Source organism: Undibacterium umbellatum (assembly GCF_014284125.1).
GTDB classification, from domain to species: domain Bacteria; phylum Pseudomonadota; class Gammaproteobacteria; order Burkholderiales; family Burkholderiaceae_D; genus Undibacterium; species Undibacterium umbellatum.
Window position 1 is genome coordinate 152,151 of sequence record NZ_JACOFX010000005.1, and the last position, 26,626, is coordinate 178,776.

17 protein-coding genes are annotated in these 26,626 nt (G+C 51.8%); all 17 read left to right on the forward strand.

What is annotated here, in order from left to right; all coding sequences use genetic code 11:
• The first annotated feature begins 87 nt into the window (after window positions 1-87).
• The 17 genes from H8L47_RS12410 to H8L47_RS12490 all read left to right on the forward strand — a co-directional run bounded on the left by H8L47_RS12410 (window position 88) and on the right by H8L47_RS12490 (window position 26,584).
• Window positions 88-987, forward strand: a complete 900-nt coding sequence (locus H8L47_RS12410) for a LysR substrate-binding domain-containing protein (RefSeq protein ID WP_186953909.1) — start codon at window positions 88-90, stop codon at window positions 985-987.
• A 227-nt stretch (window positions 988-1,214) separates the two neighbouring features.
• Complete coding sequence (locus H8L47_RS12415; protein WP_186953910.1) at window positions 1,215-2,456, forward strand: ABC transporter substrate-binding protein; 1,242 nt, start codon at window positions 1,215-1,217, stop codon at window positions 2,454-2,456.
• A 113-nt stretch (window positions 2,457-2,569) separates the two neighbouring features.
• Window positions 2,570-3,406, forward strand: a complete 837-nt coding sequence (locus H8L47_RS12420) for a carbohydrate ABC transporter permease (protein WP_230413724.1) — start codon at window positions 2,570-2,572, stop codon at window positions 3,404-3,406.
• Entirely contained in the window at window positions 3,403-4,272 is an 870-nt protein-coding gene (locus H8L47_RS12425; protein WP_186953912.1) for a carbohydrate ABC transporter permease, read from the forward strand. Before H8L47_RS12420 ends, H8L47_RS12425 begins: the two co-directional genes overlap by 4 nt.
• Before the next feature lie 10 nt (window positions 4,273-4,282).
• Window positions 4,283-5,347: an ABC transporter ATP-binding protein gene (locus H8L47_RS12430; protein ID WP_186953913.1), complete on the forward strand. Its 1,065-nt coding sequence runs from the start codon at window positions 4,283-4,285 to the stop codon at window positions 5,345-5,347.
• Between the two features lie 77 nt (window positions 5,348-5,424).
• On the forward strand, window positions 5,425-6,453 hold the full coding sequence (locus H8L47_RS12435) for a LacI family DNA-binding transcriptional regulator (protein WP_186953914.1): 1,029 nt from the start codon (window positions 5,425-5,427) through the stop codon (window positions 6,451-6,453).
• 526 nt (window positions 6,454-6,979) lie between these two features.
• Window positions 6,980-8,413: a GH1 family beta-glucosidase gene (locus tag H8L47_RS12440; protein WP_186953915.1), complete on the forward strand. Its 1,434-nt coding sequence runs from the start codon at window positions 6,980-6,982 to the stop codon at window positions 8,411-8,413.
• A 293-nt stretch (window positions 8,414-8,706) separates the two neighbouring features.
• Window positions 8,707-11,406, forward strand: coding sequence for a TonB-dependent receptor (locus H8L47_RS12445; protein ID WP_186953916.1), 2,700 nt, complete (start codon window positions 8,707-8,709; stop codon window positions 11,404-11,406).
• Between the two features lie 74 nt (window positions 11,407-11,480).
• Window positions 11,481-12,311: a glycoside hydrolase family 16 protein gene (locus H8L47_RS12450; protein WP_186953917.1), complete on the forward strand. Its 831-nt coding sequence runs from the start codon at window positions 11,481-11,483 to the stop codon at window positions 12,309-12,311.
• A gap of 135 nt (window positions 12,312-12,446) precedes the next feature.
• Complete coding sequence (locus tag H8L47_RS12455) at window positions 12,447-15,020, forward strand: glycoside hydrolase family 3 protein (protein WP_230413707.1); 2,574 nt, start codon at window positions 12,447-12,449, stop codon at window positions 15,018-15,020.
• Window positions 15,017-16,006 (forward strand): glucokinase, encoded by a 990-nt coding sequence (locus H8L47_RS12460; protein ID WP_186953918.1) that lies wholly within the window; start codon window positions 15,017-15,019, stop codon window positions 16,004-16,006. The genes H8L47_RS12455 and H8L47_RS12460 overlap by 4 nt, the downstream gene beginning before the upstream one ends.
• Window positions 16,007-16,018: 12 nt before the next feature.
• A complete protein-coding gene (locus H8L47_RS12465; RefSeq protein ID WP_186953919.1) occupies window positions 16,019-17,317 on the forward strand; it encodes a sugar MFS transporter in 1,299 nt (432 codons plus the stop codon).
• 111 nt (window positions 17,318-17,428) lie between these two features.
• On the forward strand, window positions 17,429-17,872 hold the full coding sequence (locus tag H8L47_RS12470) for a hypothetical protein (RefSeq protein ID WP_186953920.1): 444 nt from the start codon (window positions 17,429-17,431) through the stop codon (window positions 17,870-17,872).
• A gap of 439 nt (window positions 17,873-18,311) precedes the next feature.
• Window positions 18,312-21,941, forward strand: coding sequence for an indolepyruvate ferredoxin oxidoreductase family protein (locus H8L47_RS12475; RefSeq protein ID WP_230413708.1), 3,630 nt, complete (start codon window positions 18,312-18,314; stop codon window positions 21,939-21,941).
• Window positions 21,942-22,237: 296 nt separating this feature from the next.
• Window positions 22,238-25,516 (forward strand): fused isobutyryl-CoA mutase/GTPase IcmF, encoded by a 3,279-nt coding sequence (icmF, locus tag H8L47_RS12480; RefSeq protein WP_186953921.1) that lies wholly within the window; start codon window positions 22,238-22,240, stop codon window positions 25,514-25,516.
• Window positions 25,517-25,787: 271 nt separating this feature from the next.
• A complete protein-coding gene (locus tag H8L47_RS12485; protein ID WP_186953922.1) occupies window positions 25,788-26,174 on the forward strand; it encodes a hypothetical protein in 387 nt (128 codons plus the stop codon).
• Between the two features lie 170 nt (window positions 26,175-26,344).
• The gene (locus H8L47_RS12490) at window positions 26,345-26,584 is read left to right on the forward strand and encodes a hypothetical protein (protein ID WP_186953923.1); all 240 of its coding nucleotides are present in this window, start codon (window positions 26,345-26,347) and stop codon (window positions 26,582-26,584) included.
• The last annotated feature ends 42 nt before the right edge of the window (window positions 26,585-26,626 follow it).

Below are 26,626 nucleotides of genomic sequence, written 5' to 3' on the forward strand. Positions count from 1 at the left end.
GAGCAATTTACGCAATATCGTTTGTCTGAAGAATAGCCATCATTTACAATTGATTATTGTAAATTGCGGAATAATTGCTGGAGTGCTATGGATAAGCTGCATCTGATGACGGTTTTTGTGGCAGTCGCTGAAGAAGAGGGCTTTGCTGCCGCTGCCCGTCGATTGGCCATGTCGCCACCGGCTGTCACCCGTGCCATCGCCGCGCTGGAAGCCAGGCTCAGTGTCAAGCTGCTCAATCGCAGTACCCGTTTTGTCAGGGTCACAGAAGCAGGGCAGCGTTATCTGGAAGATGCGCGCCGCATCATTGCTGATGTTGAGGCCGCTGACGAGGCCACGGCTGGCATCAATGCCGAACCGCGTGGGCATTTGACTGTCACTGCTCCCGTGATGTTTGGCAAAATGTTTGTCATGCCCGGCATCGTTGAATATTTACAGCGCTACCCAGCCATGGATGTGTCTGCGCTATTCCTCGACCGTGTCGTCAATTTGCTGGAAGAAGGTGTGGATGTTGGTGTACGCATAGGCGAGCTGCCAGATTCCAGCATGAAAGCCATACGGGTAGGGCAGATACACCGCGTGCTGTGCGCCTCACCCGTTTATCTGCAGCAACATGGCACGCCAGCCAATCCGGATGAATTAAGCAGGCACAGTATCATTGCCGCTACTGGCGTCACCCCCATGGTGGAATGGCGCTTTGCCCATGCCGGGCAGAACATGGCTGTCAAGGTCAAGCCGCGTCTGACGGTCAGCAGCAACGATGCTGCCATAGTAGGCAGCCTGGCTGGCCTGGGCATCAGCCGGCTTCTTTCTTACCAGGTGGGCGGGTATTTTGATGACGGACAATTGTGTCGGGTCATGCAGACATATGAAACCGCTCCCTTGCCAGTGCATGTGGTACACAGAGAGGGGCGTTACGCGAATGTCAAGGTGAGAAGTTTTGTCGATCTCATCGTTGCGCAATTACGTGAAAAAATGCTGCAACGCTGAAACCGACATTTATCCAGCAACAAAAATTGCCAGTATGGATACCGCATTGTTTGTTCTCGACGACAATTTGTTGACACTTGAAAACCCAGGGTGTTATATTTTGCCAGGATTTATGGTAACGTTTCCAATTGTGTTAAATTAACACAAGCAAGAATAGAACACTGGAAAGCCACCAGAAAAAAGCAGGCCAAGAACTGCTGTCTGGATACCGTCAACACGGAGACAAAATGCGTAAACTGAATAAACCGGCGCTGGCCATGGTATTGGCCAGCCTTGCGTCTGTCCATCTGCCTGCGCAGTCAGCCGGACAAAAGACGGAAGTCATGCACTGGTGGACTTCCGGCGGTGAATCAGCCGCCGTCGCCAAGTTTGCTGATGCCTATCGCGCCGCAGGCGGCACTTGGGCTGATACTGCCATCGCTGGCGGCGACCAGGCCCGCTCTGTCGCTATCAACCGCATGGTGGGCGGCAATCCGCCGACGGCGGCGCAGTTCAATATTTCCAGACAATTTCAGGACGTGGTCGAGCAAGACATGTTGAACAATGTCGATGAGATCGCCGCCAGAGAAAACTGGGACAAGACTTTGCCTGAGCCGATACGCAATGTGCTCAAGATCAAGGGCCACTATTATGCCGTGCCAGTGAACATTCATATGCCGACCTGGATATGGTATTCCAAGTCAGCCTTCAAAAAAGCGGGCATAGACAAGGAACCCGTGACACCGGATGAAATGTTTGCTGCGCTAGACAAGCTCAAGGCAGCCGGTCTGATACCGCTGGCGCATGGCGGCCAGGCATGGCAAGAAACTATCGTCTTCATGGCCATGCTGGCGAATGTGGGCGGCAAAGACCTCTATCTGAGCGTGATACGTGACCGTGACACCGCAGCGATGAACTCGGAAGCCTTTCGTAAAGTGCTGCTGAGCTTCAAGCGTCTGCATTCCTATGTCGATACTGCATCACCAGGGCGCAACTGGAATGACAGTACAGCCTTGCTCATCAATGGCAAGGCTGGCATGCAAATCATGGGTGACTGGGTCATGGGTGAATTTGTCGCCGCCAAACAAGTTGCTGGCCGTGAATATGGTTGCATGCCAGGCCTGGGGCCAAAAGCGCCTTACCTGATACAGGGCGACGTATTTGTCTTCCCCAAGAGCCGCAATGCGGAAACCATCAAGGCGCAAAAACTGCTGGCCAGCATCATGGTCGCCCCTGGACCGCAACTGGAATTCAATAAACTCAAAGGCTCCATTCCTGTCCGGAATGACGCTGATCCTACACAAATGAATCTATGCGCCAAGGCCGGGATGGAAATCATGAAGGACAAAAGCCGCCATGCCGGCATAGGTGAGATCTATCTGACGCCTGATCAAAACGGTGCTTTGACCGATGTCCTGACTGCTTACTGGAACACCAATATGACAGTAGAAAAGGCGCAAAAGAATATCATCGCCGCACTGAAAAATTGAGCATAAGCTACCAACGACAAACTACATACGCACACATGCAAGCTACTTCTCGCTACGCCAGATCCAAAGGCAAGCTGCATCTGAAGCTCATACCTCATGCGGCCCTGTTGCCCATGAGTTTGACTGTGGTATTCGGCTATCTGGCAACAGTGCTGTGGACATTGAAAATATCACTGAGCAGCTCGCGCACTTTACCTATAAATAATTTCGTCGGCCTGACGCAGTATGAGCGCCTGTTTGAGAGTGAGCGCTGGTTGTTGTCGCTGAATAATCTGGCAATGTATGGCGTGCTTTTCATTCTTGCCTGTGTTGTCATCGGTTTTCTATTGGCAGTTTTCATCGACCAGAATGTTACCGGTGAAGGTGTCTTGCGCACTATCTTCCTGTACCCTTATGCCATGTCCTTCGTCGCCACTGGCCTGGTGTGGCAATGGATGCTGACACCCGGCATAGGAATACAGCAAGGCATACGCCAACTGGGTTTCAAGGACTTTCAGTTTGACTGGATCATCGACCAGGACATGGTTATCTACACTGTCGTCATTGCCACGGTCTGGCAAGCCTCGGGCCTGGTCATGGCCATGTTGCTGGCAGGTTTGCGTGGCATCGACGAAGATATCTGGAAAGCCGCCCGCATCGATGGCATACCGGCCTGGCGGGTTTACCTGTCCATCATCATCCCCATGCTGGCGCCAAATTTCGCCACCGTTTTTTTATTGCTGGCAACTGCCGTCGTCAAACTGTTTGATGCAGTCGAAGCCATGACCCAGGGTGGCCCTGGCACAGCCAGTGAAGTACCAGCCAAGTTCATCATGGACCATTTATTCGGGCGCGCCAATCTGGCGCTGGCATCTGCCGGTGCCATCATGATGCTTTTGCCAGTGCTGGCCTTGCTGATACCCTATGCTTATGCGCGCGCCCGTACCCGTACCATCGAGGGGAAAGTATGAAGCGAGAGGCAAGGCGCACATGGACACCAGCTCGCATTGGCATTTATGCTTTCCTGCTAACTGCTGCGGCATTCTTTTTATTGCCGTTGTATATCATGCTGGTGACTTCGTTCAAGTCCATGGATGAAATTCGCCTTGGGAATATCTTTGCCTTACCCACGGACATCACCATGGAACCATGGCGGCAAGCCTGGAGTACCGCTTGTACAGGTGTGGCCTGTGAAGGTATCAGCGGCGGTTTCTGGAATTCGGTAGCGATTACCTTGCCCAGCACCGTGCTGGCGATTTTCCTTGGCGCCTTGAATGGCTATGCGCTGACTTTCTGGCGACCGCGTGGTGCGCAAATCCTTTTTGGCATTTTGCTGGCAGGGGCTTTTATTCCCGTACAAGTCATGATGTTCCCGCTAGTGCGTGTGCTGGCTACTCTGAATATATTCAGTACCTTGCCCGGCATAGTCATGGTGCATGTCATCTTTGGCATGCCCATCATGACTTTGTTGTTCCGCAATTATTATCTGGGCATACCGCAGGAATTGTTTCATGCAGCACGCATAGACGGCGGCGGGTTTTTCCGTATCTTTGTGCAACTGATGTTACCTATGTCCCTGCCCATGATAGTGGTGGCAGCCATCATGCAGGTCACAGGCGTATGGAATGACTACATCCTCGGCCTGGTATTTGCCGGGCGTGAGCATTTGCCCATGACGGCGCAACTCAATAATGTTATCAACACGACGACTGGCACCAGAATGTACAACGTCAATATGGCAGCAACCATATTGACTGCCTTGCTGCCGCTCGCCATCTATTTCATATCAGGCCGCTGGTTTGTACGCGGAATTGCCGCTGGCGCGGTCAAGGGTTAAGGACGAGTGCATGGCATATGTAAGTCTCAAGAATCTGGGTATAGAGTTGGGTGGTCAAAAGATCATAGAGCAACTGGATCTCGATGTTGAAGAAGGCGAGTTCCTGGTCTTGCTGGGACCGTCTGGTTGCGGTAAATCAACCTTGCTGCACAGCATTGCCGGCTTGATCGATATTGCAGCAGGCAGCATAGAAATTGCTGGTATCGATGTCAGCGATGCAGAACCCAGTGACAGGCAAATAGGCATGGTGTTTCAATCCTATGCCCTATACCCTACCATGACGGTGGAAAAGAATATGTCTTTTGGTTTGCGCATCAATGGCGTGCCAAAAGCGGAGATACAAGAGCGTATAGCACGTGTAGCCGAGATGCTGCAATTGCAAAGTTTACTGCAACGTAAGCCTGCGCAATTGTCCGGTGGCCAAAGACAAAGGGTGGCTATAGGCCGTGCACTGGTCAGGGAAGCCAGGGTCTTTTTGTTCGATGAGCCACTCTCCAATCTGGATGCCAAGTTGCGTACTGAACTGCGGCGTGAACTCAAGCTCTTGCATCAGAATCTGGGTTCCACCATGCTGTACGTCACGCATGATCAGGTAGAGGCAATGACGCTGGCCAGCCGCATCGTCGTCATGCGGGCAGGAAAGATACAGCAACTGGGTACGCCCACAGAGGTGTATGAACGTCCGGCCAATATGTTTGTGGCTGGCTTTCTGGGCGCACCTGCGATGAACTTCATTCCGGGCAAACTTGGCGCTGACAAGAGTTTCATCAGCGAGCACATGGAGCTGAACATGTCGGCTTATGTCTGCGATGCGCAAAAGCCAGAACCTGAAAGGGTGGTGCTGGGCATCCGGCCAGAGCATATGCAAATGCGGGAAAATGGCGCATACAGTGGCCAATTGAGCCTGGTCGAGCCTATGGGAAACCACCAATTGCTGTGGCTGAATGTGGGTAGTCAGCAACTGTGTTTGCTGGATCATGACAACCGCAACTTCAGCGTGGGTGAGGTCGTGAGTTTCGATATTGATGCTGGCAGGGTGTCTCTGTTTGAGGCGACATCAGGCTTGCGCTTATAGTCGCTGAAAATTGTTCACAACAGGCAGGGTAAATATTTTATATACTGGGCTAATCAATAATTTGGGAAAAGAATCAAGTGGCGACAATCAAGGATGTGGCCCGCCTGGCGGGTGTGGGATTGGGGACGGCTTCGCGCGTGGTCAGTGGCAGGGGGTCTGTGTCGGCCAAAACCGGGGAACGTGTCAGAAAGGCGATAGCCGAGCTCGATTTTCGTCCTTCTCATGCGGCCCGTAGTCTGTTGTCTGGTAGCTCGCAAATGATAGGGGTGTATATCCCTGTGCTCAAGGGCACCTTCTACATGCCCATCCTGCAATCCATCGATACAGAATTACGCCTGGCTGGTTTGCATATGGTGGTTGCCTTTGGTGTCGGCATAGGCGATGAACGGCGTCAGGGTATAGAGGGCATAGAATTTTTGATGGAGCGTGGTTGTGATGGTCTCATCGTCATGAGTAATGTGCTCACGGATGAGGATTTTTCCATCCTTGGCACCAAGCGTGACCGTCTGGTAGTCCTGAACCACGAATCAGAAACCATCGCCGAACAGTGTTTTTCTGCCGACCATGTCTATGGTGGTGTTATGGCTGCTCGTGCATTACTCGAATACAAACACAAGAAAATCGCCGTCATTGCCGGGCCCGCAAGCTCACCGGATAACGTGGAGCGTATCAACGGCTTCCTTGGTGAGTTGAGCCGGGCAGGCATCAATACCGCAGACATGTGGATAGCCGAAAGTGATTTTTCGCCAGAAGGTGGCTGGAATTGCACCAAGGAATTACTGGATTCCGGCCACGCCTTCACAGCCTTGTTTTGCGCCAATGATGAAATGGCCCTGGGAGCTTTGTCTTACTTCCAGCAAGCCGGTATTTCAGTGCCGCATGACGTGTCTGTCATAGGCTACGATGACACCATGAGCGCAGCTTATGCGGCGCCACCGCTGACTTCTGTGCATATACCATGGAGTGATGTCACCCTCAGCGCCTTAAATGAATTGTTGAACCGATGTTATGACATGAAACGGCCGGTGGTGCGCGACTACCCTATCAAGCTAACCATGCGCGCTTCCCTTGCCAAGCCAGCACCACAGAAGCGCAAAGCCGGTTGAGACGACTGTTTTTTATCATTTGGAATGGGTTAAAAATGGCCTTAATCAGAGCTTCCCTCATTTCGCAGGAGCGGTTTTAGCCGCGAACAAATTGTTTTGATCTGGGCTTTTCAGATGATTGAAATTTCCCTGCGGAATGTGTTGTGGAAATGCTGCAAATAAAATAAAAAGAATGAATGGAATTTCTTGACTGTTCATTTTTTTTATGAAAACATGGAAACCTTTCCATAAGAATTAATATGTAATTAATGAAGGATGCAGATGCTGGAAATCCAGTTTTCCATGCGGTAAGTAGCTGGATGCTTAAAAGCTGTCTGACTGTTCAATAAATAGAACAGGAAGGGCGGGTAGTGAGGCCAAAAAAGCGCTGTCCTGCAACAATGTCTAGCGTGCGGACAAGAGTTTGTACTATATGAAAAATGATGAGCAGCGAATGCTCAAAATTTTTTAATTGCAATTGGAAACGTTTCCAATAACTTGGATTTTAAATTACTAATTTGATTCACCTTTAGTGAGTACGCAAAATATGAGCAAAAGTCTTCTTCATCCTGGCGCGGCACCTGGTTTGCAATTGCGACGCACAGATTTTACTAGCGACTTCTTGTGGGGTACGGCAACTTCTGCTTACCAGATAGAAGGGGCCGCAGCCGAGGGTGGCAGGGTTGCTTCCATCTGGGATAGTTTCTGTGAGCAGCCTGGCACCATACGTGATGGCAGCAATGGCTCCATGGCCTGTGACCACTATCATCACTGGCCTGAAGACCTGGACATAGCGCAGGATTTGGGAAGCAATGCCTATCGATTTTCCATTTCCTGGCCACGCATATTTTCCGGCCCTGGCAGTGCTCCCAATCCAGAAGGGCTGGCATTTTATGCACGTCTGGTGGATGGCATGCTGGAACGCGGCCTGCAACCATGGGCAACCCTCTACCACTGGGATTTGCCGCAATACCTGCAAGACCAGGGCGGCTGGCTGGAGCGCGACACCGTGCATGCCTTTGTTGAATTTGCCGATGTCATGAGCAAGCATCTGGGTGACAGGGTCAAGCACTGGATTACCCATAACGAACCATGGTGTACTGCCATGCTGGGTCATGCCGATGGCATACATGCACCGGGCATCAAAAACTTCAAGACAGCCATCCAGGTTTGCCACCATGTGTTGTTATCGCATGGCCTGGCGACGCCCGTCATACGCGCCAATGTCCCGGATGCCAGTATAGGTCTGGCTCTGAATCTGCACCCTATCTCGGCAGCCAGCGACAAGCCGGAAGATTTCGCAGCGGCGCGTCTGCATGATGGCTTGCGTAACCGCTGGTATCTGGATCCATTGTATGGACGTGGTTACCCCCAGGATGTGTGGAAAGCGCTGGGGGATTATGCCCCAGCGGTGCACGAAGGTGATATGCAGGCAATGGCAGTCGCCACCGATTTTTTGGGAGTGAATTTCTATTTCCCAGAAATCATAGAACATGCACCCGGTGCTTCCCCGTTGAATACACGCCTGGTTGATGCTGTTGGTGTAGAGCGCACCGCCTTCGGCTGGGAAATCGCACCAGAGGGCATGACCAGCTTGCTGAAACGCATACAAGATGACTACCAGCCGCATGCCATGTACATCACTGAAAACGGGGCCACCTATGATGATCATATCGACGCCAATGGCGAAGTGCGGGATGAACTGCGCCGTGACTACCTGATACGCCACTTGCTGGCCGTAAAGGAAGCCATTCGTCTGGGTTGCCAGGTGAAAGGATATTTTCTCTGGAGTTTGCTGGACAACTTCGAATGGGCAGAAGGTTGCTCCCGGCGCTTTGGCATCGTCTACGTAGATTTTGCTACGCAAGAGCGCACGCCCAAACTGAGTGCACATTGGTACAAAGATTTTTTGCGGAAAGCAGATACAGCAGCAGAAACCAGCAGGTCAGCTACACCAATCAGGGCATCTTCTGTCGCATGACGCGTCCAAGCAGACATCAACACATGGCGCAGTGCAGGGTGCATTTTTATTGACAAATAGAAACGGGGGTTGCACTATGTTTTTTCAGTAAAATTGGAAACCTTCCCATTAAATGGGATTAGCAAGACAGTATTTCAGCAAGATGTGTGCATGGCACGAAAGATGCCAGCCAAAAAATATCAGTAATAAAAAATACCAGTAAAACCGGCATGTAAATCCATGCACGGACCACGGCGACCACTGTTACAGTTCACTACTGTCCGCCGATAACTGAAAATAATATGGGAGACATGATGTTTCATCAAATAACCAAGCGTACCCTGATCAGCCTGGCAGTCGCCAGCGCCTGCGCACAACTGACTACATACACCTGGGCACAAGATCAGGAAAGCAGCAAAACAGCAGAAGTCGAAAGCAAATCCAAAGCAAAAAAATCAGATGCAGATAAATCTGAAGTGCAGGAAGTTACCGTTACCGCTACTCGCCGTGCCACATCCTTGTTGAAAACGCCATTGGCAGTGACTGCCTTCAGCCAGGAAAAACTGAGCAAACAAGGCATCACAAATCTTGCTGGCATCTCTGGCGAATTGCCAAATGTGCAGATGGATGGCCAGGCCAATGACTCCGCCGTCAAGATCACCATACGCGGTATTACTGCCACCAATTTCACCGAAATTGGTGATCCTTCAGCAGGCTTGCATATTGATGGCCTGTACTCGCCACGCCCACAAGGCGCACAGGCGCTGATGTTTGACCTGGACCAGGTAGAAGTCTTGCGCGGCCCGCAAGGTACTTTGTTTGGCCGCAATTCGACCGCAGGCAGTATCAATATCATCCCGGCCAAACCAGAATTTGGATCTACCTATGGCAGTGCTTCATTTGAAACCGGCCGCCTGAACTTGCGCAATATCAATGTCATACAGAATATTGCAGTCAGTGATAACCTGGCCCTGCGTGCCACCTTAATGAAAGTCACCAGGGACAGCCCGTTCAATCAGATGCAGGATTTCTCGGAAGCGAATATCCCGGCACTAGGCTGGAAACCGGATGGCATACCTGACGTGACCCAGCGCTTCAATAGTAAAGTTTCCAAGGCGGATGGTTACAATAACCAGAACCAGTGGGCAGGGCGTCTGGCTGCCAGGCTGAAAATCAATAATGACCTGGAATGGCAACTCGCCTATGAACATTTCCAGGATTCTGGCGCAGGCTACATCGGCATGCGTGACTGCGATCAGTCCGCTGGCACGCGCTGGGCTTGTGTACGTGGTCAATATGATGTGCTCATCAATGTGCCAGGCAAAGTGGATATGTCGATAGACACAGTGCGCTCCAAGGCTATCTGGAACATGAACAAGAACACCACGCTGGAATATGGCTTTGTCTACGCGAACCAGAAACGCAGCCAGTTGCATGACGATGATGGTGGTGTCTCACCCTATGCCTTTGAAGTCACTGGTCGCAATCCGGTAGATGGCAACTGGTCAGTCTGGCCTATCTCGGATAACCTCACGCGCACGCTGGATTCTAAATACCTCTCTACCGTGCATGAGCTTCAACTGAAACAGAGTTTTGATAACTGGCAGTATGTGGCTGGCGCTTTCTGGATGCATGAAAAGAATGCCATCAATTTTGGCCAGGAACAAATGCACTATGGCCCCAACAACATTCCTATCAGCCAGTTCTACGCCCAGCCTGACCGTCAAATCGATTCCAAGGCCTTGTTTGCACAGGCTGACTGGAAATTCACCCCAGTCCTGACGGCCACGGTGGGTGCACGTTACACCCGTGATACCAAGACCGACGTAGGCGGCATGAATTACGGTGGCAATAGCTGGGGCGGCCAAAGCTATGGCTACTACAATGGCATGTTTAATTACGGCATCCCAGGTACTGATAGTTACCGTACACCGAATGGTAACCAGATCACGCCGCAAATGGGGTCCATGGGCGGTGCTGCGGCTTACGCAGGCTATGGCCCTGGCACCAATAATGACCATAGCGACAGCTGGAGCAAAGGCACCTATCGCCTTGGCCTGCAGGCACAACTGACACCAAGCGACATGGTGTATGCAGCCCTGGCTACCGGTTATAAATCCGGCGGCTTTGGTGACCGTACGAACAAGTGCGGCCAGACTACCTGCGTGTATGGTGACAATAAAAAAGAGCAGATTACCTATCTGACCTACAAGCCAGAAACAGTCACCAATTTTGAATTGGGCTACAAAGGCAAATTGCTGGATAACCGTCTGGCCTTGTCCGTGGTTCTGTTTGCCATGCAGTATAAAGACATGCAGCAAACCGGCAGCAACTTCCTGGCCAAGGTCACGACACCAGACAACTTGCCTTGCCCATCATGGGCGCCGACTTGTGATGTGGCAACCGCATGGCAAACCGTCAACGTCGCCAAGGTCAATTTGTCGGGTATAGAAACCGAGTGGGATTATCGTCCATGGCCCGGTGCCAAACTTGGTGGCTTCTTCAGTTACCTGAAAAGCGTGATCCATGATTATGATTCTTATGATGATGGCTATGCCTGTGACCAGCGTGCAGAATTTGGTGCGGTTCCTTGTCCGGCAGTTTATCTGGGTACCGATGACAGATTGCGTGGTCGCCGTGCCTATAACCTGGAAGGCAATCAAATGCCGAATGCGCCCAAGTTCACCTTTGGCATGAACTTCTCGCAAGAGTTTGCACTCGACAATGGTTATACCCTGACACCATGGATAGGCATGCGCTGGCAAGACAAGGTTTATTTTGATTTGCGCAATTTTGAAAATGCCCATATCGGTCTGACACAAAAAGCCTATGCCAAGGGCGATGTATCACTCAAGCTGGTGGCGCCAAATGACAAATGGTTTATCGAGGCCTATGTACGTAACTTCACCGATGCCAAAGCCAAGACCAATGGCTGGAATGCAGGCGGTGGAAAAATGGGGGCCAGCTTTATAGATCAGCGTTCTTATGGCGTGCGTGTGGGTATGAGTTACTGATCATTAGCCAGTTGCTGGTCAGACGGGCGAGTCTGGGAAATCAGTCCCGCCCTATTTCTGGAGAGATAGCATCAATGAAGAATTTTTTTTCATTCATTAGTTTGCTTGGTGCCCTGGCTATAAGCGCTTGCGGCGGTAGCGCCAGCCAGGCTGCCGCACCTGTGGTGGATGTTGCAGTTGTCAGTAAGCCAGCCTGGGAATTGCTCTGGCAAGACGAGTTCGATGGCAACTCGCTGGATCAAGCAAAATGGCAAGAAGAAATTGGTGGTGATGGCTGGGGTAATCATGAACTGCAGTTCTACACCAAACGGCCCGACAACCTTCGTCTGGCAGGTGGAAAACTGATACTGGAGGCCCGAAAGGAAAACTATTCCGGACGTGAATTTACTTCTGCACGCATCAAGACTGCAGGTTTGCGGGAAAGCACTTATGGCCGCTTTGAGGCCCGCATAAAAATTCCAGCCGGCCAGGGTATCTGGCCTGCTTTCTGGATGCTGGGCAATAATATGAATGCCGCAGGCTGGCCAGGTAGCGGCGAAATCGACATCATCGAAAACATAGGAAAAGAGCCTGCAAGCATCCATGGTACGGTGCATGGCCCTGGATATTCTGGTGCGAATGGTCATGGCAAGGCCTACCACCTGAGTAGCGGCAGGTTTGCCGATGACTACCATCTGTTTGCAGTAGAGTGGGAAACGACAGAGATACGCTGGTATGTCGACGACCAGCAATACCATAGCGTGCGCCCCGATCAGCTGGCCGGGAAATGGGTATTCGATCATCCATTTTTTATCATACTCAACCTGGCCGTCGGTGGTGACTGGCCTGGTACGCCGGATGCGGGTACTGTTTTCCCGCAACAGATGCTGGTGGATTATGTGCGCGTATATAAGCGCAAGAATTAAGCGAAAAAGTTGGCTTATAAAATTGAATGCCGGCTATAGACACGATTATTGGCATACATATTGATAATTAAGTAGTCCTCATCAACAAAGAGACAAAAAGCGAATCCACCGATTCCTTCTATAAAAGAGCACACCATGATGAAATTGAAAAACAACGTAGTTGGACTAAGTTCTGCACTCTTGCTGGGATGTATGGCAGGCAATGTCAGCGCGGCGGATACTGCAACAAAGTATGGACCGGGTAAGATGCCTGCCAATGATCTGGCCGCCTGGCCGTCTATCAAGAGTGTAATTGGCAAAGACCCGGCAATTGAGGCAAAAGTCGCAGCCATCGTCGCGGGCATGACTCTGGAACAGAAGATAGGCCAGATGACGCAACCGGAAATCAAGTCGATCACACCAGATGATGTGCGACGCTATTACCTGGGCTCTGTCTTGAACGGTGGTGGCAGTTGGCCAGATCGCGACAATAAACGTGGCTCGGCGGCTGATTGGGTGGCTCTAGCTGATAAATATCATGCAGCTTCGATGGCAACTGATATGCCAGTCAAGATCCCCGTCATCTGGGGCATAGATGCGATACATGGCAATAGCAATGTCTACGGTGCCACGCTGTTTCCGCACAATATAGGTCTGGGTGCAGCCCGCAATCCACAACTGGTTGGCCAGATAGGGCGCTCCATGGGCAAGTCTGTGCGAGCCACCGGCATCGCCTGGGTGTTTGGGCCTACGATAGCGGTGGTACGTGATGACAGGTGGGGGCGTACTTACGAAAGTTTTTCAGAAGACAGTGCGCTGGTGCGCCAGTATGCGGGTGAATATGTCAAGGGCCTGCAAGGCTCATTCATGGATGAAGCTAATGTCGTGGCCACGGCCAAGCATTTCATGGGTGATGGTGGCACTGATCAGGGTAAGGACAGAGGTGTGAACCTTTCCACCAATGCGCAGATGCTCAATACGCACGCACAGGGCTATCTGACTGCATTGGCTGCTGGCGCTCAAACCGTCATGGCTTCTTACAATAGTTGGAACGATAAAGCCGCGGGTGCAAACTACGGAAAAATGCACGGCAGCAAGGCGTTACTGACGGATGTGCTGAAACAAAAAATGGGCTTTGATGGTTTCGTCGTCACGGACTGGGATGGCATAGGTGAAGTACCAGGCTGTCGTAATGACAGTTGTCCACAAGCGATCAATGCCGGTATCGACATGGTGATGGTGCCGGATGCCTGGAAGGCGTTCATCAGCAATACCATCGCCCAGGTCAAGTCGGGTGAAATCCCCATGAGCAGGATAGATGATGCGGTGATGCGTATCATCCGCGTCAAATTGCGCGCTGGCTTGTTCGGCAAAAAACCTTCTGACAATATCTATGCGGGCAAGCAGGAAGCCTTGCAAGACCGTGAACTGGCCAGACAGGCAGTGCGTGAGTCCCTGGTTTTGTTGAAGAACGACAGCGCAACTTTGCCACTGGCACGCAACAAAAAAATCCTGGTCGTTGGCAAGACCGCTGACGATATCTCCAACCAGACTGGCGGCTGGTCGCTGACCTGGCAGGGAACTGACAATAAGAATACTGATTTCCCGAATGCTGATTCGATACTGACAGGCATCAAGGCAGCCGTGGGTGAAGCCAATGTCGAGTTCAGTGCAGATGCCAAGGGTGTGGACGTTAGCCGTTTTGATGCCGTGATTGCCGTTATCGGTGAAACACCGTATGCAGAAATGTATGGTGACATAGGACCGGCTGGTACGCTCCGACATAGTGGCAGTTATCCTGAAGACCTGGCCGTCCTACGGGCCGTGGCAGGCAAAGGCAAGCCGGTAGTGACGGTGTTTGTCTCTGGTCGCCCCTTGTACGTGAATGACCTCATGAACTTGTCTGATAGCTTTGTGGCTGCATGGCTGCCAGGTTCGGAAGGTAAGGGTGTGGCGGATGTCTTGTTCCGTGCAGCAGATGGCAAAGTGGCGCATGACTTCAGGGGCACGCTGTCATTTTCCTGGCCCAAATCTGTCTGCCAGACCAGCCTGAATTTTGATGAGCCAAACTACTCGCCTCTGTTCAAATTCGGCTATGGACTTACCTATTCCAGCAAGACAAAATTAGGGAAACTCGACAGCAAATATCCATCTGGTGGCTGTGGCGTGACCAACGCCTATCCAGTATTTAATCAGGCTGACCGTGCAACTTATCCTCTGTATGTCGTCAGCGGCACTGAACAGCAAGCAGTCGGTGCAGATTTGAACCGGGTATTGAACATGCCAGGCATCAGTGTCCAGACTTCACAGGTGAATAGCCAGCAAGATGCCAAACTCGTTAGCTGGAGTGCTGCGGCAAGAGTGGAGGCACGTGCTGCCCATGCCAGAGCTCTGCCGGCTTTCGCCAGCAAGGATGGGGCGCTGACATTTGATACTATCGTTGCGACTGCACCCGCAGCTGCGGTCAGTCTTTCCATGCACTGTGGGAATAACTGTGTCGCTACGCTGGATGTGACAGATGCCTTCAAGCGCCTGGCTGGCAAAAAAGAAAAGCAGACGGTCAAGATACCACTCTCCTGCTTCGTTGCCAAAGGTGTGAAATTGCATCATGTTGATGTTCCATTCAGCATCAGTACCACATCGACATTTAGCGCCGCTTTCACGAATATACAAATTGTCGGCGGTGCGGCCAAGGACCAGGATGCGTTAAATTGCACAGAGTTGAAATGATGGGCAATCAGACCTACCCACGCTTGCTGGCAGACATAGGTGGCACCAATGCCCGTTTCGCACTGGAGACGGCTGAGCGCCAGTTTGTTGCAGTCAGGGTGCTGGCCTGCGCTGACTTCCCCGGTTTGTCTGATGCCATGCAAAGCTATCTTGCCAGCCCTGAAGTTCAACAGGTGTCGGACAATGCTGAGCTGCGCATCAGGCATGCGGCGATTGCCATCGCCAACCCTGTCAATGGCGACAGCATCCGCATGACCAATCATCACTGGAGTTTTTCAATTGCTGCCGTGCGCCAGCAACTGGACTTCAGTACCCTGTTGGTCATGAATGATTTTACTGCCCTGGCCATGGCTTTGCCTTACCTCGGTGCCAGCCAGCGCCAGCAAATCGGTGGAGGCGTAGAGCAGCCTGAACGTACCATCGGTCTCATTGGCGCTGGCACTGGCCTGGGTGTGTCAGGCATTGTCCCGGCTGGCAAATCATGGGCACCTTTGGCCAGCGAAGGCGGGCATGCCAGTTTTGCACCCGCCAATAATGAAGAGGTGCAGATATTGCAAAGCCTGTGGCAACAGTATCAGCATGTGTCGGCAGAGCGTCTCTTGTCTGGCAAGGGCCTGGAGCTGATTTTTGCTGCCATCTCCGGCAAGACCCTGAGCGCTGCCGAGATTACGCACAGGGCGCTGGATGGCAGTTGCAGTGCATGCCTGCGTACGGTAGAGCACTTCTGCGCCATACTCGGCAGCATGGCTGGCAATGTTGCCCTGACTTTGGGCGCTACTGGCGGCATGTATATAGGCGGTGGCATAGTCCCCAAGCTGGGGCCACTGTTTGCCGCATCTGCCTTCCGGGAACGCTTTGTTGCCAAAGGCAGGCTGGGCAACTACCTGGCACAAATACCGACTTATTTGATTACTGAAGAATATCCCGCTTTCCTGGGTGTTTCAGCCATGCTGGCCAGGCATCTTGAGCAAGAGAATAATAAATAACTGGAGACCATGATGGAAAATTCCTTATCCGTTACCTCGACGGCATTACCTGACAGCCAAGCCAGGAGCCAGACCAGCTCTCTGGTCATCGTGACTATCCTGTTCTTCATGTGGGGTCTGCTGACTTCACTCAATGATGTGCTGATCCCGCATCTGAAATCCATTTACACTCTCAGCTATGTGCAAGCCACGCTGGTGCAATTTTGTTTCTTTGGTGCTTACTTCATTGTCTCCGTACCGGCAGGCATGCTGATCAGGAAGATAGGTTATCAAAATGGTGCTGTCACTGGCCTGGTCATCGCCGCGGGTGGCTGCGCCATGTTTTATCCAGCTTCCATGGGTAGCTATGCCTTGTTCTTGCTGGCATTTTTTGTGCTGGCGTCGGGCATCACGATCTTGCAGGTGGCGGCTAATCCCTATGTTACGGTACTGGGCGATGCCAGGACAGCATCCAGTCGTCTGACGTTGACGCAGGCTTTCAACTCTCTTGGGACAACGGTAGCGCCGATTTTTGGTGGCATCCTGATCCTGTCTGGTGCGGCACTTACTGTTGTGGAACTCAATGCATTGCCCGCAGCAGAGCAAGCCGCTTATCACGGCAGAGCTGCCGCTGCTGTACAAATGCCTTACCTCTTGCTGGCTGCGGCCTTGCTGTTGCTGGCGATTCTGTTTGCCTTTGCCCGCTTGCCCAAAATCACCCATACGGAAGAAGTCAACACTGACACCAGCAGTGACAATGCATCGGTGTTGTCGCATCGTCATCTGGTGCTGGGCGCCATAGGCATTTTCCTGTATGTCGGTGGCGAGGTCAGCATAGGCAGCTTCCTCATCAATTTTCTGGGTGAACCCAACATAGCAGCCCTGACGCCAGCGGCTGCAGCCCATTACGTGAGCTTCTACTGGGGCGGTGCCATGGTGGGGCGTTTCATCGGCTTTGCTGTCATGCGCAAAGTCAGCCCAGGTAAAACCCTGGCCTTCAATTCTGCTGCCGCCATCATCTTGATTTTAACTGCCATCTATAGCCAAGGTTCGCTGGCAATGTGGGCCATATTGGCGGTGGGTTTGTGCAATTCCATCATGTTCCCTACCATCTTCAGCATGGCCTTGAACAAGCTCGGTAAATTCACTGGTCAGGGTTCGGGCATATTGTGCATGGCGATAGTTGGTGGTGCCCTGGTCCCTTTCCTGCAGGGCTATCTGGCGGATACCCTGGGCCTGAGTCTTTCTTTCTATGTGCCGGCGGCTTGCTATACCTTCATCCTGTATTTTGGCGTACGCTATGCGGGCATGTATTCCACCAAAGCCGAATAGTATTTCTTCCTTACAGGGGAATTCGGGAGCTTGATGCTCCCGTTTTTTTGCATGCCCCGACATAATGAATAATAATGTGCGTTCTTTATTTGGATACTGGCGACTGGGAAAATGACTACAGCTAGAAAAGAACGCTGGGCGACACTGGCAGGCATCTCTGCCTTTCTTGGAGGCTTGCTGCATGTCATTGCCCTGATAGGCGGTGCAGACTGGATCTATTTTTTCCACGCACCACCTTCCGTGGTTGAGTCAGCACGCCTGGGCACCTGGCTTGCCCCGGTGAGTACTTTGCTGATCACAGCCCTGATGTGGTTATGCAGCCTGTACGCATTTTCTGCCGCCGGTTTTGTGCGCCGCCTGCCATTGCTAAGAACTGGTTTGTTTGTGGTAGCTTTTATCTGCATAGTGCGTGGCCTGATCTTTTTCCCGCTGATCATGATTGACCGTGTCTGGTTGAGTCGTCTGGATACTTTTGAATTAGTCGCTTCCGTGATCTGGCTGGCAATCGGGATTTTCTTCGCACTGGGCTTGCGTGCTGCATGGAAAAAGACTTAGCAAATTTTTGAGTACATCGCCCATTTTGTCCTGAGCGTAGATTTGCACTTGTATTGGAGGGGCATCATTTTTCATGATACCCCTATTTTAATTCCATATTTTCCACAAAGACGTATTCCAACTACACTGTGAACACAGCAGATTTCAAAGGAAGTCGAAGAAGCGCTGCAGCGAAATTTCGAAAGCTTCTTTTGATGTCTCTTTGATCCGGATGAAAGAAAATGCAGGCATGGCCGTTGTATTTGACATAATCAAATACGACAGGCGTAATGTCTTGACATCGAATTTTGTCCAGGATTCGAATAAAATGGTAGTTATCACTACCAACGCAACGAGAGCCTATCTCTGATACCTCGCTATAGGCTCCGAGCAAAATTGTGTCTTACCGGATACAACGCATGCTCTTTGCGATCTAAATCACAAATTTTGGAGCCACCTTATGTCATCCGACACCACCATGGAGTCTGCTGGACTCTCGTCCCTGCCGTCCCCGTCGTCTTCTGCTAAAGAAGTTCACACCGAGCCTGTCCAGGATGCGCTCGAAGCCAGCCAGATCACCAGCCCCCCGCAATTGAATGATGTGCAACTTGACGATAAATATACGTCGAACAGCGGCACGATCTTTTTGTCAGGCATACAAGCTTTGGTAAGATTGCCCATGATGCAGCGCCAGCGCGACCAGGCTGCGGGACTGAATACGGCGGGATTTATTTCCGGCTATCGTGGCTCCCCGCTGGGTGGTCTGGATGAAACATTGTGGAAAACCAAAAAACTGCTGGAGCAAAACCATGTGCAGTTCGTGCCCGGCGTCAATGAAGACCTGGCCGCAACGGCAGTTTGGGGCTCGCAAACAGTAGATTTGATAGGCCCGGCCAAATACGATGGTGTATTTGGCATGTGGTATGGCAAAGGCCCGGGTGTCGATCGTAGTGCTGACGTATTCAAGCACATGAACCATGCGGGCACATCGAAACACGGTGGTGTCCTGCTGGTGGCCGGTGATGACCATGGCGCCTATTCATCAACACTGCCGCACCAGTCTGACCATATTTTCTCTGCCTGCATGATCCCCATGCTCTACCCCAGCAATGTGCAGGAATACCTGGACCTGGGTCTGCATGCCTGGGCCATGTCGCGCTTTTCTGGCTGCGCAGTCGGCTTCAAGGCACTGGCCGATACCGTGGAATCGACCTCGTCGGTCGATGCTGATCCTTTCCGCCTGCAAATCAAGCTACCGCAAGACTTTGTCATGCCTGAAGGTGGCCTGAACACTCGTTTATCACTGGATACCCTGGGCATACAGGCACGCAAGCAAGAAGCTCTGATGCAGGATTACAAAATCTATGCAGCCCTGGCCTATGCCCGTATCAACAAACTCAATCATGTCACCATAGACAGCCCGACGGCGCGCCTCGGTATCGTCGCCTCCGGCAAGTCTTATCTCGACGTGCTGGAAGCGCTGGAAGAACTGGGTATTGATGAAAAATTTGCTGCCGAGATAGGCATACGCCTGTTCAAGGTATCCATGCCCTGGCCGCTGGAGCCTGATGGTGTGCGTGAATTTGCCCAGGGTCTCGATGAGATACTGGTAGTGGAAGAAAAACGCCAGATGGTGGAGTATCAGCTTAAAGAGCAGCTATATAACTGGCGCGACGATGTACGTCCGCGCGTCATCGGAAAGTTCGATGAAAAAGGCGAATGGGTACATCCGCGTGGGGAATGGCTGCTGACTTCCAAGGCTGATTTCTCGGTGGCACAAATTGCCCGCGTGATTTCTTCACGCATTGCCCGTTTCCATACCAGCGACCTTATCAAGGCGCGCCTGGCATTTCTGGAAGCCAAGGATGTCGTCCTTAGCAAGCAAGTCAATACACCGGCGCGCCCAGCTTACTATTGCTCGGGCTGTCCGCACAATACTTCCACCAAGGTGCCGGAAGGCAGCCTGGCACTGGCCGGTATTGGTTGCCATGTCATGGCGACTGCGATATACCCTGAATTCAATAAACTGACGACACACATGGGTGGCGAAGGTGCGCCGTGGATAGGCCAGGCAGCTTTCTCGACTTTGCCGCATGTATTCCAGAATCTCGGTGATGGCACTTATTTCCATTCCGGCTACCTGGCAATACGCGCAGCAGTCGCTGCCAAGGTCAATATCACCTACAAGATTTTGTATAACGATGCAGTAGCGATGACAGGTGGACAACCCGTCGATGGCATCATCAGCGTGCCGATGATGGCGCAACAGATGGCCGCAGAAGGCGTCAAGCGCATCGCCCTGGTGACTGAGGATTTGTCACGTTACACAGACCGCTCCAACCTGCCCAGCTTTTTAACTCTGCATGACCGCAAGGACATGGATGCGGTGCAACGTGAATTGCGCGATATCCCCGGCGCGACCGTACTCATTTACGATCAGACCTGTGCCGCCGAGAAACGCCGTCGCCGCAAAAAAGGCGAATTCCCTGACCCTAACCAGCGCATGTTCATCAATGAAGCAGTCTGCGAAGGCTGTGGAGATTGTGGTGTGCAATCCAACTGCACGTCCATCATGCCGGTGGAAACAGAATTTGGCCGCAAGCGCAGCATAGATCAGTCGTCCTGCAACAAGGATTATTCCTGCGTCAAGGGTTTCTGCCCCAGCTTCGTTACGGTAGAAGGTGGCAAGCTGGTCAAGTCCAAGACAGGTACGGCAAAGACAGATGACTTCGGCGCACTGCCAGAACCGCAATTGCCAGCCTGTGAAAGCTCATACAACATCCTGTTGAACGGCATAGGCGGCACTGGTGTGATCACGGTCGGTGCCTTGCTGGGCATGGCGGCACATCTGGAAGGCAAGGGCGCGTCTGTGCTCGACATGACAGGCATGTCGCAAAAAAATGGCTCAGTGACTTCGCATATACGCATCGTCAACCAGGCTGGCAAATTGCGCGCACAGCGTATAGCAACCGGTGAAGCTGACCTGATTTTGGGCTGCGATATCCTGACCGCAGGTGCACATGACGCGATTTCCAAAATGCGCGCAGGCCGTACCCGCGCCGTCATCAATACCCATGAACAACCGACCGGCCCGTTTGCCAAGAATCCTGACTGGCAATTCCCGCTGGAGTCAGTTGAACACCTGATTTCTGAATCAGTCGGTGGCAATGTTGATTTCATCAATGCCACCAAACTGGCAACCGCCTTGATGGGCGACTCCATTGCCACCAATCTGTTCATGCTCGGTTTTGCTTATCAGAAAGGTGCAATACCCGTATCTGAAACAGCCTTGCTGCGCGCTATTGAACTGAATGGCGTGGCGATTGAGGCCAACAAGAAAGCCTTCCTCTGGGGCCGCCGTGCTGCTGTGGATTTTGCCCGCGTGGAAAAAATCGCCATCCCTGGCCAGCCTGTCGTCATCCAAATGCCGCAAAGCCTGGAGGCCCTCGTCAAGCGCCGTATTGCAGTACTGACCGATTACCAGAACGCCGGCTATGCCCAGCAATATGCTGACTTGGTCGATAAAGTCCGCAAGGCTGAATCTGTATTGAATGCTGGTAACAAATTCAGCATGGCAGTCGCCAAGTATGCGTTCAAACTCATGGCCTACAAGGATGAGTATGAAGTCGCACGTTTGTATACCAATGGCGATTTCACAGCAAAACTGAAGCAACAGTTTGAGGGCGACTTCAGCCTGAAATTCAATCTGGCTCCCCCTATCTTCTCAAAGAAAGACGGACAGGGTCATCTGGTCAAGGCCCAATATGGCTCCTGGGTCTGGCAGGCATTCAAGCTGCTGGCCAAACTCAAGGGCTTGCGTGGTACGGCACTGGATATTTTTGGCCGCACAGAAGAACGCAAGGCAGAGCGCGCACTCATTGTTGAATACACTGCCTTGATGGAAAAGCTGGCTGCTGGTTTGAATACAGACAACCTGGAACAGGCCGTCGCCTTGGCTAGCCTGCCTGAAAAGATACGCGGTTATGGCCATGTCAAAGAAAAGGCCATGCAGGCGTATCATGCAGAGAAAGCAGTTTTACTGAAGCCTCAAAATACAACAGTGATCAAGGAAGTGTCGCGCGTAGCGTAATTTCCTGATGGCAATCTGCAATCTGGCAAGTCGGGCGGGAAGCCTGGCTTGCCAGCCTGGCGTCTGTAGTCTTGTGTTGATAATTGTATGAATGGTTGACATTTTATTAAAGCTCAATGTTTATGAAGCTTTCCAGAGATTTTATCGCCATAAGCCACGCCCAGCCTGAGGTTGCCGTTTTACATTTTCATGTTGACGTTTACGTTAACGTCATATAACTTAGCCTAACCCAAACATAGTGAGAATTTGCTAAATAGCAATAGTCATTGTGATAAAACAAGACCGATGAGGAAGACATGACTGACCTGTCCGTTGCCCAGAACCTGACTGAATACAAACCTGCCAACAAAGTGCGCTTTGTTACCGCCGCTTCCCTGTTCGATGGCCATGATGCCTCGATCAATATCATGCGCCGCATTTTGATGGCGAATGGTGCAGAAGTGATCCATCTTGGCCATAACCGCTCGGTAGAAGAAATCGTCACTGCTGCTTTGCAGGAAGATGCCCAGGGTATTGCCATTTCCAGCTATCAGGGTGGCCATGTCGAATACTTCAAATACATGATAGACCTGCTCAAGCAACGCGGCGGTGCGCATATCAAGGTATTTGGCGGTGGCGGTGGTGTCATCGTGCCGGAAGAAATAGCCGACCTGCATGCCTATGGCGTGACCCGTATTTTCAGCCCTGAAGATGGCCAGCGCATGGGTCTGGTGGGCATGATTTTGTCGATGATACAGGCTTGCGACAGCGACCTGTCCGGCTATGCGCCAACGACGTTGGCAGTATTGCAGCAAGGCGATATCGCCGACAAGCACCGCCCGCTGGCACAATTGATTACCGCGCTGGAAAACGACAAGGTCGCGCCAGAATTGCGCACGCAATTGATGGATGCGGCCAAAGCCAGCAAGACACCAACCCTGGGTATCACGGGTACTGGTGGTGCCGGTAAATCTTCACTGACAGATGAGCTGATACGCCGCATACGCCTGGACCAGGATGATCACCTGAACATCGCCCTGATTTCCATAGACCCGTCGCGCCGCAAATCTGGCGGTGCCTTGCTGGGTGACCGCATACGCATGAATGCCATCAACCCCTGGAAGGGCAAGCTCAAGGTTTTCATGCGTTCGCTGGCAACCCGTGAAGCAGGTTCAGAAATTTCACAAGCCTTGCCAGATGTGATTGCGGCCTGCAAGGTCGCCGGTTTTGACCTGGTCATTGTCGAGACTTCTGGCATAGGCCAGGGTGATGCCGCGATTGTGCCGCATGTTGATGTCTCCATGTATGTGATGACACCAGAATTTGGTGCTGCATCGCAACTGGAAAAAATCGACATGCTGGACTTTGCCGATTTTGTCGCCATCAACAAATTCGACCGCAAAGGTGCACAGGATGCCCTGCGCGATGTCGCCAAACAATACCAGCGCAACCGCGAACTGTGGACGCAAAAGCCGGATGAAATGCCCGTCTACGGTACGCAAGCTTCGCGCTTCAATGACGATGGTGTGACTGCCCTGTACCAGGGTATTTTGCCAGCGCTGGTGCAACGTGGTTTGCTGGCCAAGCCCAGCAAACTGGCAGCGATCGGCGTCAAATATTCCAGTGCTAAAAACGTGATTGTGCCACCGGCCCGCAGCCGTTACCTGGCTGAGATTGCAGACACGGTACGTGCCTATCACAAGAATACTGGCAAGCAGGTCTTGATTGCCCGTGAGCGCCAGCAACTGCAAGAAAGCAAGCGCATGCTGTCGGCAGTCGGCAAGTCGGCTGATTTTGATGACTTGATTACCGAGCGTGAAAATCGCCTGGATGCTGAATCCAAAAAGCTCATTACCATGTGGCCAGATATGCAGGCTGCGTATGCGGGCGATGAATATGTCGTCAAGATCCGCGACAAAGAGATACGCACCCGCCTGGTACAGCAATCCCTGTCTGGCACCAAGATACGCAAGGTGGCTTTGCCACGCTTTGTTGATCACGGTGAAATCCTGCGCTGGCTGATGCTTGAAAACGTGCCTGGTTCTTTCCCCTTCACCGCCGGTGTGTTCGCCTTCAAACGCGAGGGTGAAGACCCTACCCGCATGTTCGCCGGTGAAGGCGATCCTTTCCGCACCAACCGTCGCTTCAAGCTGGTATCGCAAGGCATGGATGCCAAACGTCTGTCGACTGCTTTTGACTCTGTGACACTGTACGGCGCAGATCCGGCAATACGTCCTGATATCTACGGCAAGGTCGGCAATTCCGGCGTGTCAGTCGCGACGCTGGAAGACATGAAAGTCTTGTATGATGGCTTTGATCTGTGTGATCCGGCCACATCGGTATCCATGACCATCAATGGCCCGGCACCGACCATATTGGCTTTCTTCATGAACACTGCGATTGATCAGCAGATGGAAAAATTCCGCGTCGATAACAAACGCGAACCGACTGCCGATGAATCCGCCAAGATACGCGCCTGGGTATTGCAGAACGTGCGCGGCACCGTGCAGGCAGATATCCTGAAGGAAGACCAGGGCCAGAACACCTGCATCTTCTCGACAGAATTCTCGCTGAAGGTCATGGGCGATATACAGGAATATTTTGTCCATCATCAGGTACGTAATTTCTATTCTGTCTCAATCTCTGGTTACCATATTGCCGAAGCAGGTGCGAACCCAATTTCACAACTTGCGTTCACGTTGTCGAATGGCTTCACCTTTGTTGAAGCCTATCTGGCACGCGGCATGCACATTGATGATTTTGCGGCCAACCTGTCCTTCTTCTTTAGCAACGGCATGGACCCTGAATACACAGTACTGGGCCGCGTGGCCCGCCGTATCTGGGCAGTGGCCATGCGTGACAAATATGGTGCGAATGACCGCAGTCAGAAACTGAAATACCATATCCAGACCAGTGGTCGTTCCCTGCATGCGCAAGAGATCGATTTCAACGACATCCGCACCACACTGCAAGCCCTGATTGCGATCTACGACAACTGCAACAGCCTGCACACCAATGCCTATGACGAGGCCATCACCACGCCTACTGATGAATCAGTGCGCCGTGCTTTAGCAATCCAGCTCATCATCAACCGTGAATGGGGCCTGGCGAAAAACGAGAACCCTATCCAGGGCAGCTTCATCATCGAAGAACTGACCGACATGGTAGAAGAAGCCGTCATGCAAGAGTTCGAGCGCATCGCTGAACGCGGTGGTGTCCTCGGTGCCATGGAAACCGGCTACCAGCGCGGCAAGATCCAAGAAGAATCCATGCATTATGAACACCTGAAACATGACGGCACTTTGCCCATCATCGGTGTAAATACTTTCCGTAATCCAAAAGCCAATGACACGCCGCAAAAGATAGAACTGGCGCGTTCTACCGAAGAAGAAAAGCAATCGCAATTGCAACGCCTGGCGGATTTCCATGGTCGTCATGCGGATGTGGCACCGAAGGCACTGGCGGCTTTGCAGCAGGCGGCGATCAATAATGAGAATGTGTTTGCCAAACTGATGGAGGCGGCACGTGTCTGTTCGCTGGGGCAGATTACTACTGCGTTGTTCGAAGTTGGGGGGCAGTACAGACGCAATATGTAGCTGAGCCACGCGGATAAAGTGTCACGCTGATAAATCCAATTAGCGGGCGCATAGCTGCGTTGCAAATGCTCGCAATACCGACGTATTGCTGTGCTTTGCGCCTTGCTCTGCATCCCGCGAATTGAATTTTTCAGCGTGCCACGGGTACGGCTTGCTTGTGGGCGACGCTGCGCGCGCCTGAATAAATCTTGAGGCCAAATTATCTCTTGATGTCTCATGGAGTTCAGAGAAATTTCATTCGTTTAAAATGCGAAATTTTGAGGATCAATCTATGGACTTCGAATCAGTTTTCAAAACGTGGTTGGGATTATCTCTAGCAGAAGCGACTTCGCTCGAAATCAAAGCATACTCATTTAATTTGTTTGAAAATGCTAAAAATCAGAATTCAAAATTTGGCATTGAATTGATTGGTGCTGGTAGTTTTGATTCTGCTGACACCGACTGGGCTTGCGATGAAGTGTGGCAGCCAGAAACAAGGGCAATTGATATACCTTTTTCTTTTTCAGGTCCAGAATGGGAAACCTGTTTATCCAGGATTGAAATTCTTATCAGCGCTTATCTCACGGACGAGATGGAAGCTAAAGTCTTGTTGGATAGTCGAGCTGTAGGTGTTGGTTTTGTAGATGGTGACCTATCGCTTTTGTGGCAGTCTCAATAATTCTTACTCGCGAGCGCTAAATGCTATCAGCGACAAACAATACGTGTGATTCATCAAAGCCCGGAACTTTCCGGGCTTCTTTGTTTTTTGTTCAGCGCTATTTATTGCTAGAATACCTATCTACATTTAATCTGGTCGTGGCTGCGGTCTGCGGCTTTCAGGAGTATTTCATGCGTACCATTCTCGTTTTAGCTTGTATCTCTGTTCTCGCTGCCTGCAACAAACCACCAGAACCCAAGGTGGAGCCCAGTGCTTCGGCTAATTTTCTTTCCGAGCAGAAAGCACAGCTGGATAAGGCGAAAGAGGCGGCGCAGTTGATGCAGCAGAAGGCGGATGAACAAAGAGCGATTGTTGAGGTCCAAACTGGTGGGGTTGCTGCCAAGCCTGCCAAGAGTGACGCTGGTAAGTAGTGGCTCTTGGTCGGGCCCGGGTAGCAGAATATTCTTTCCAAT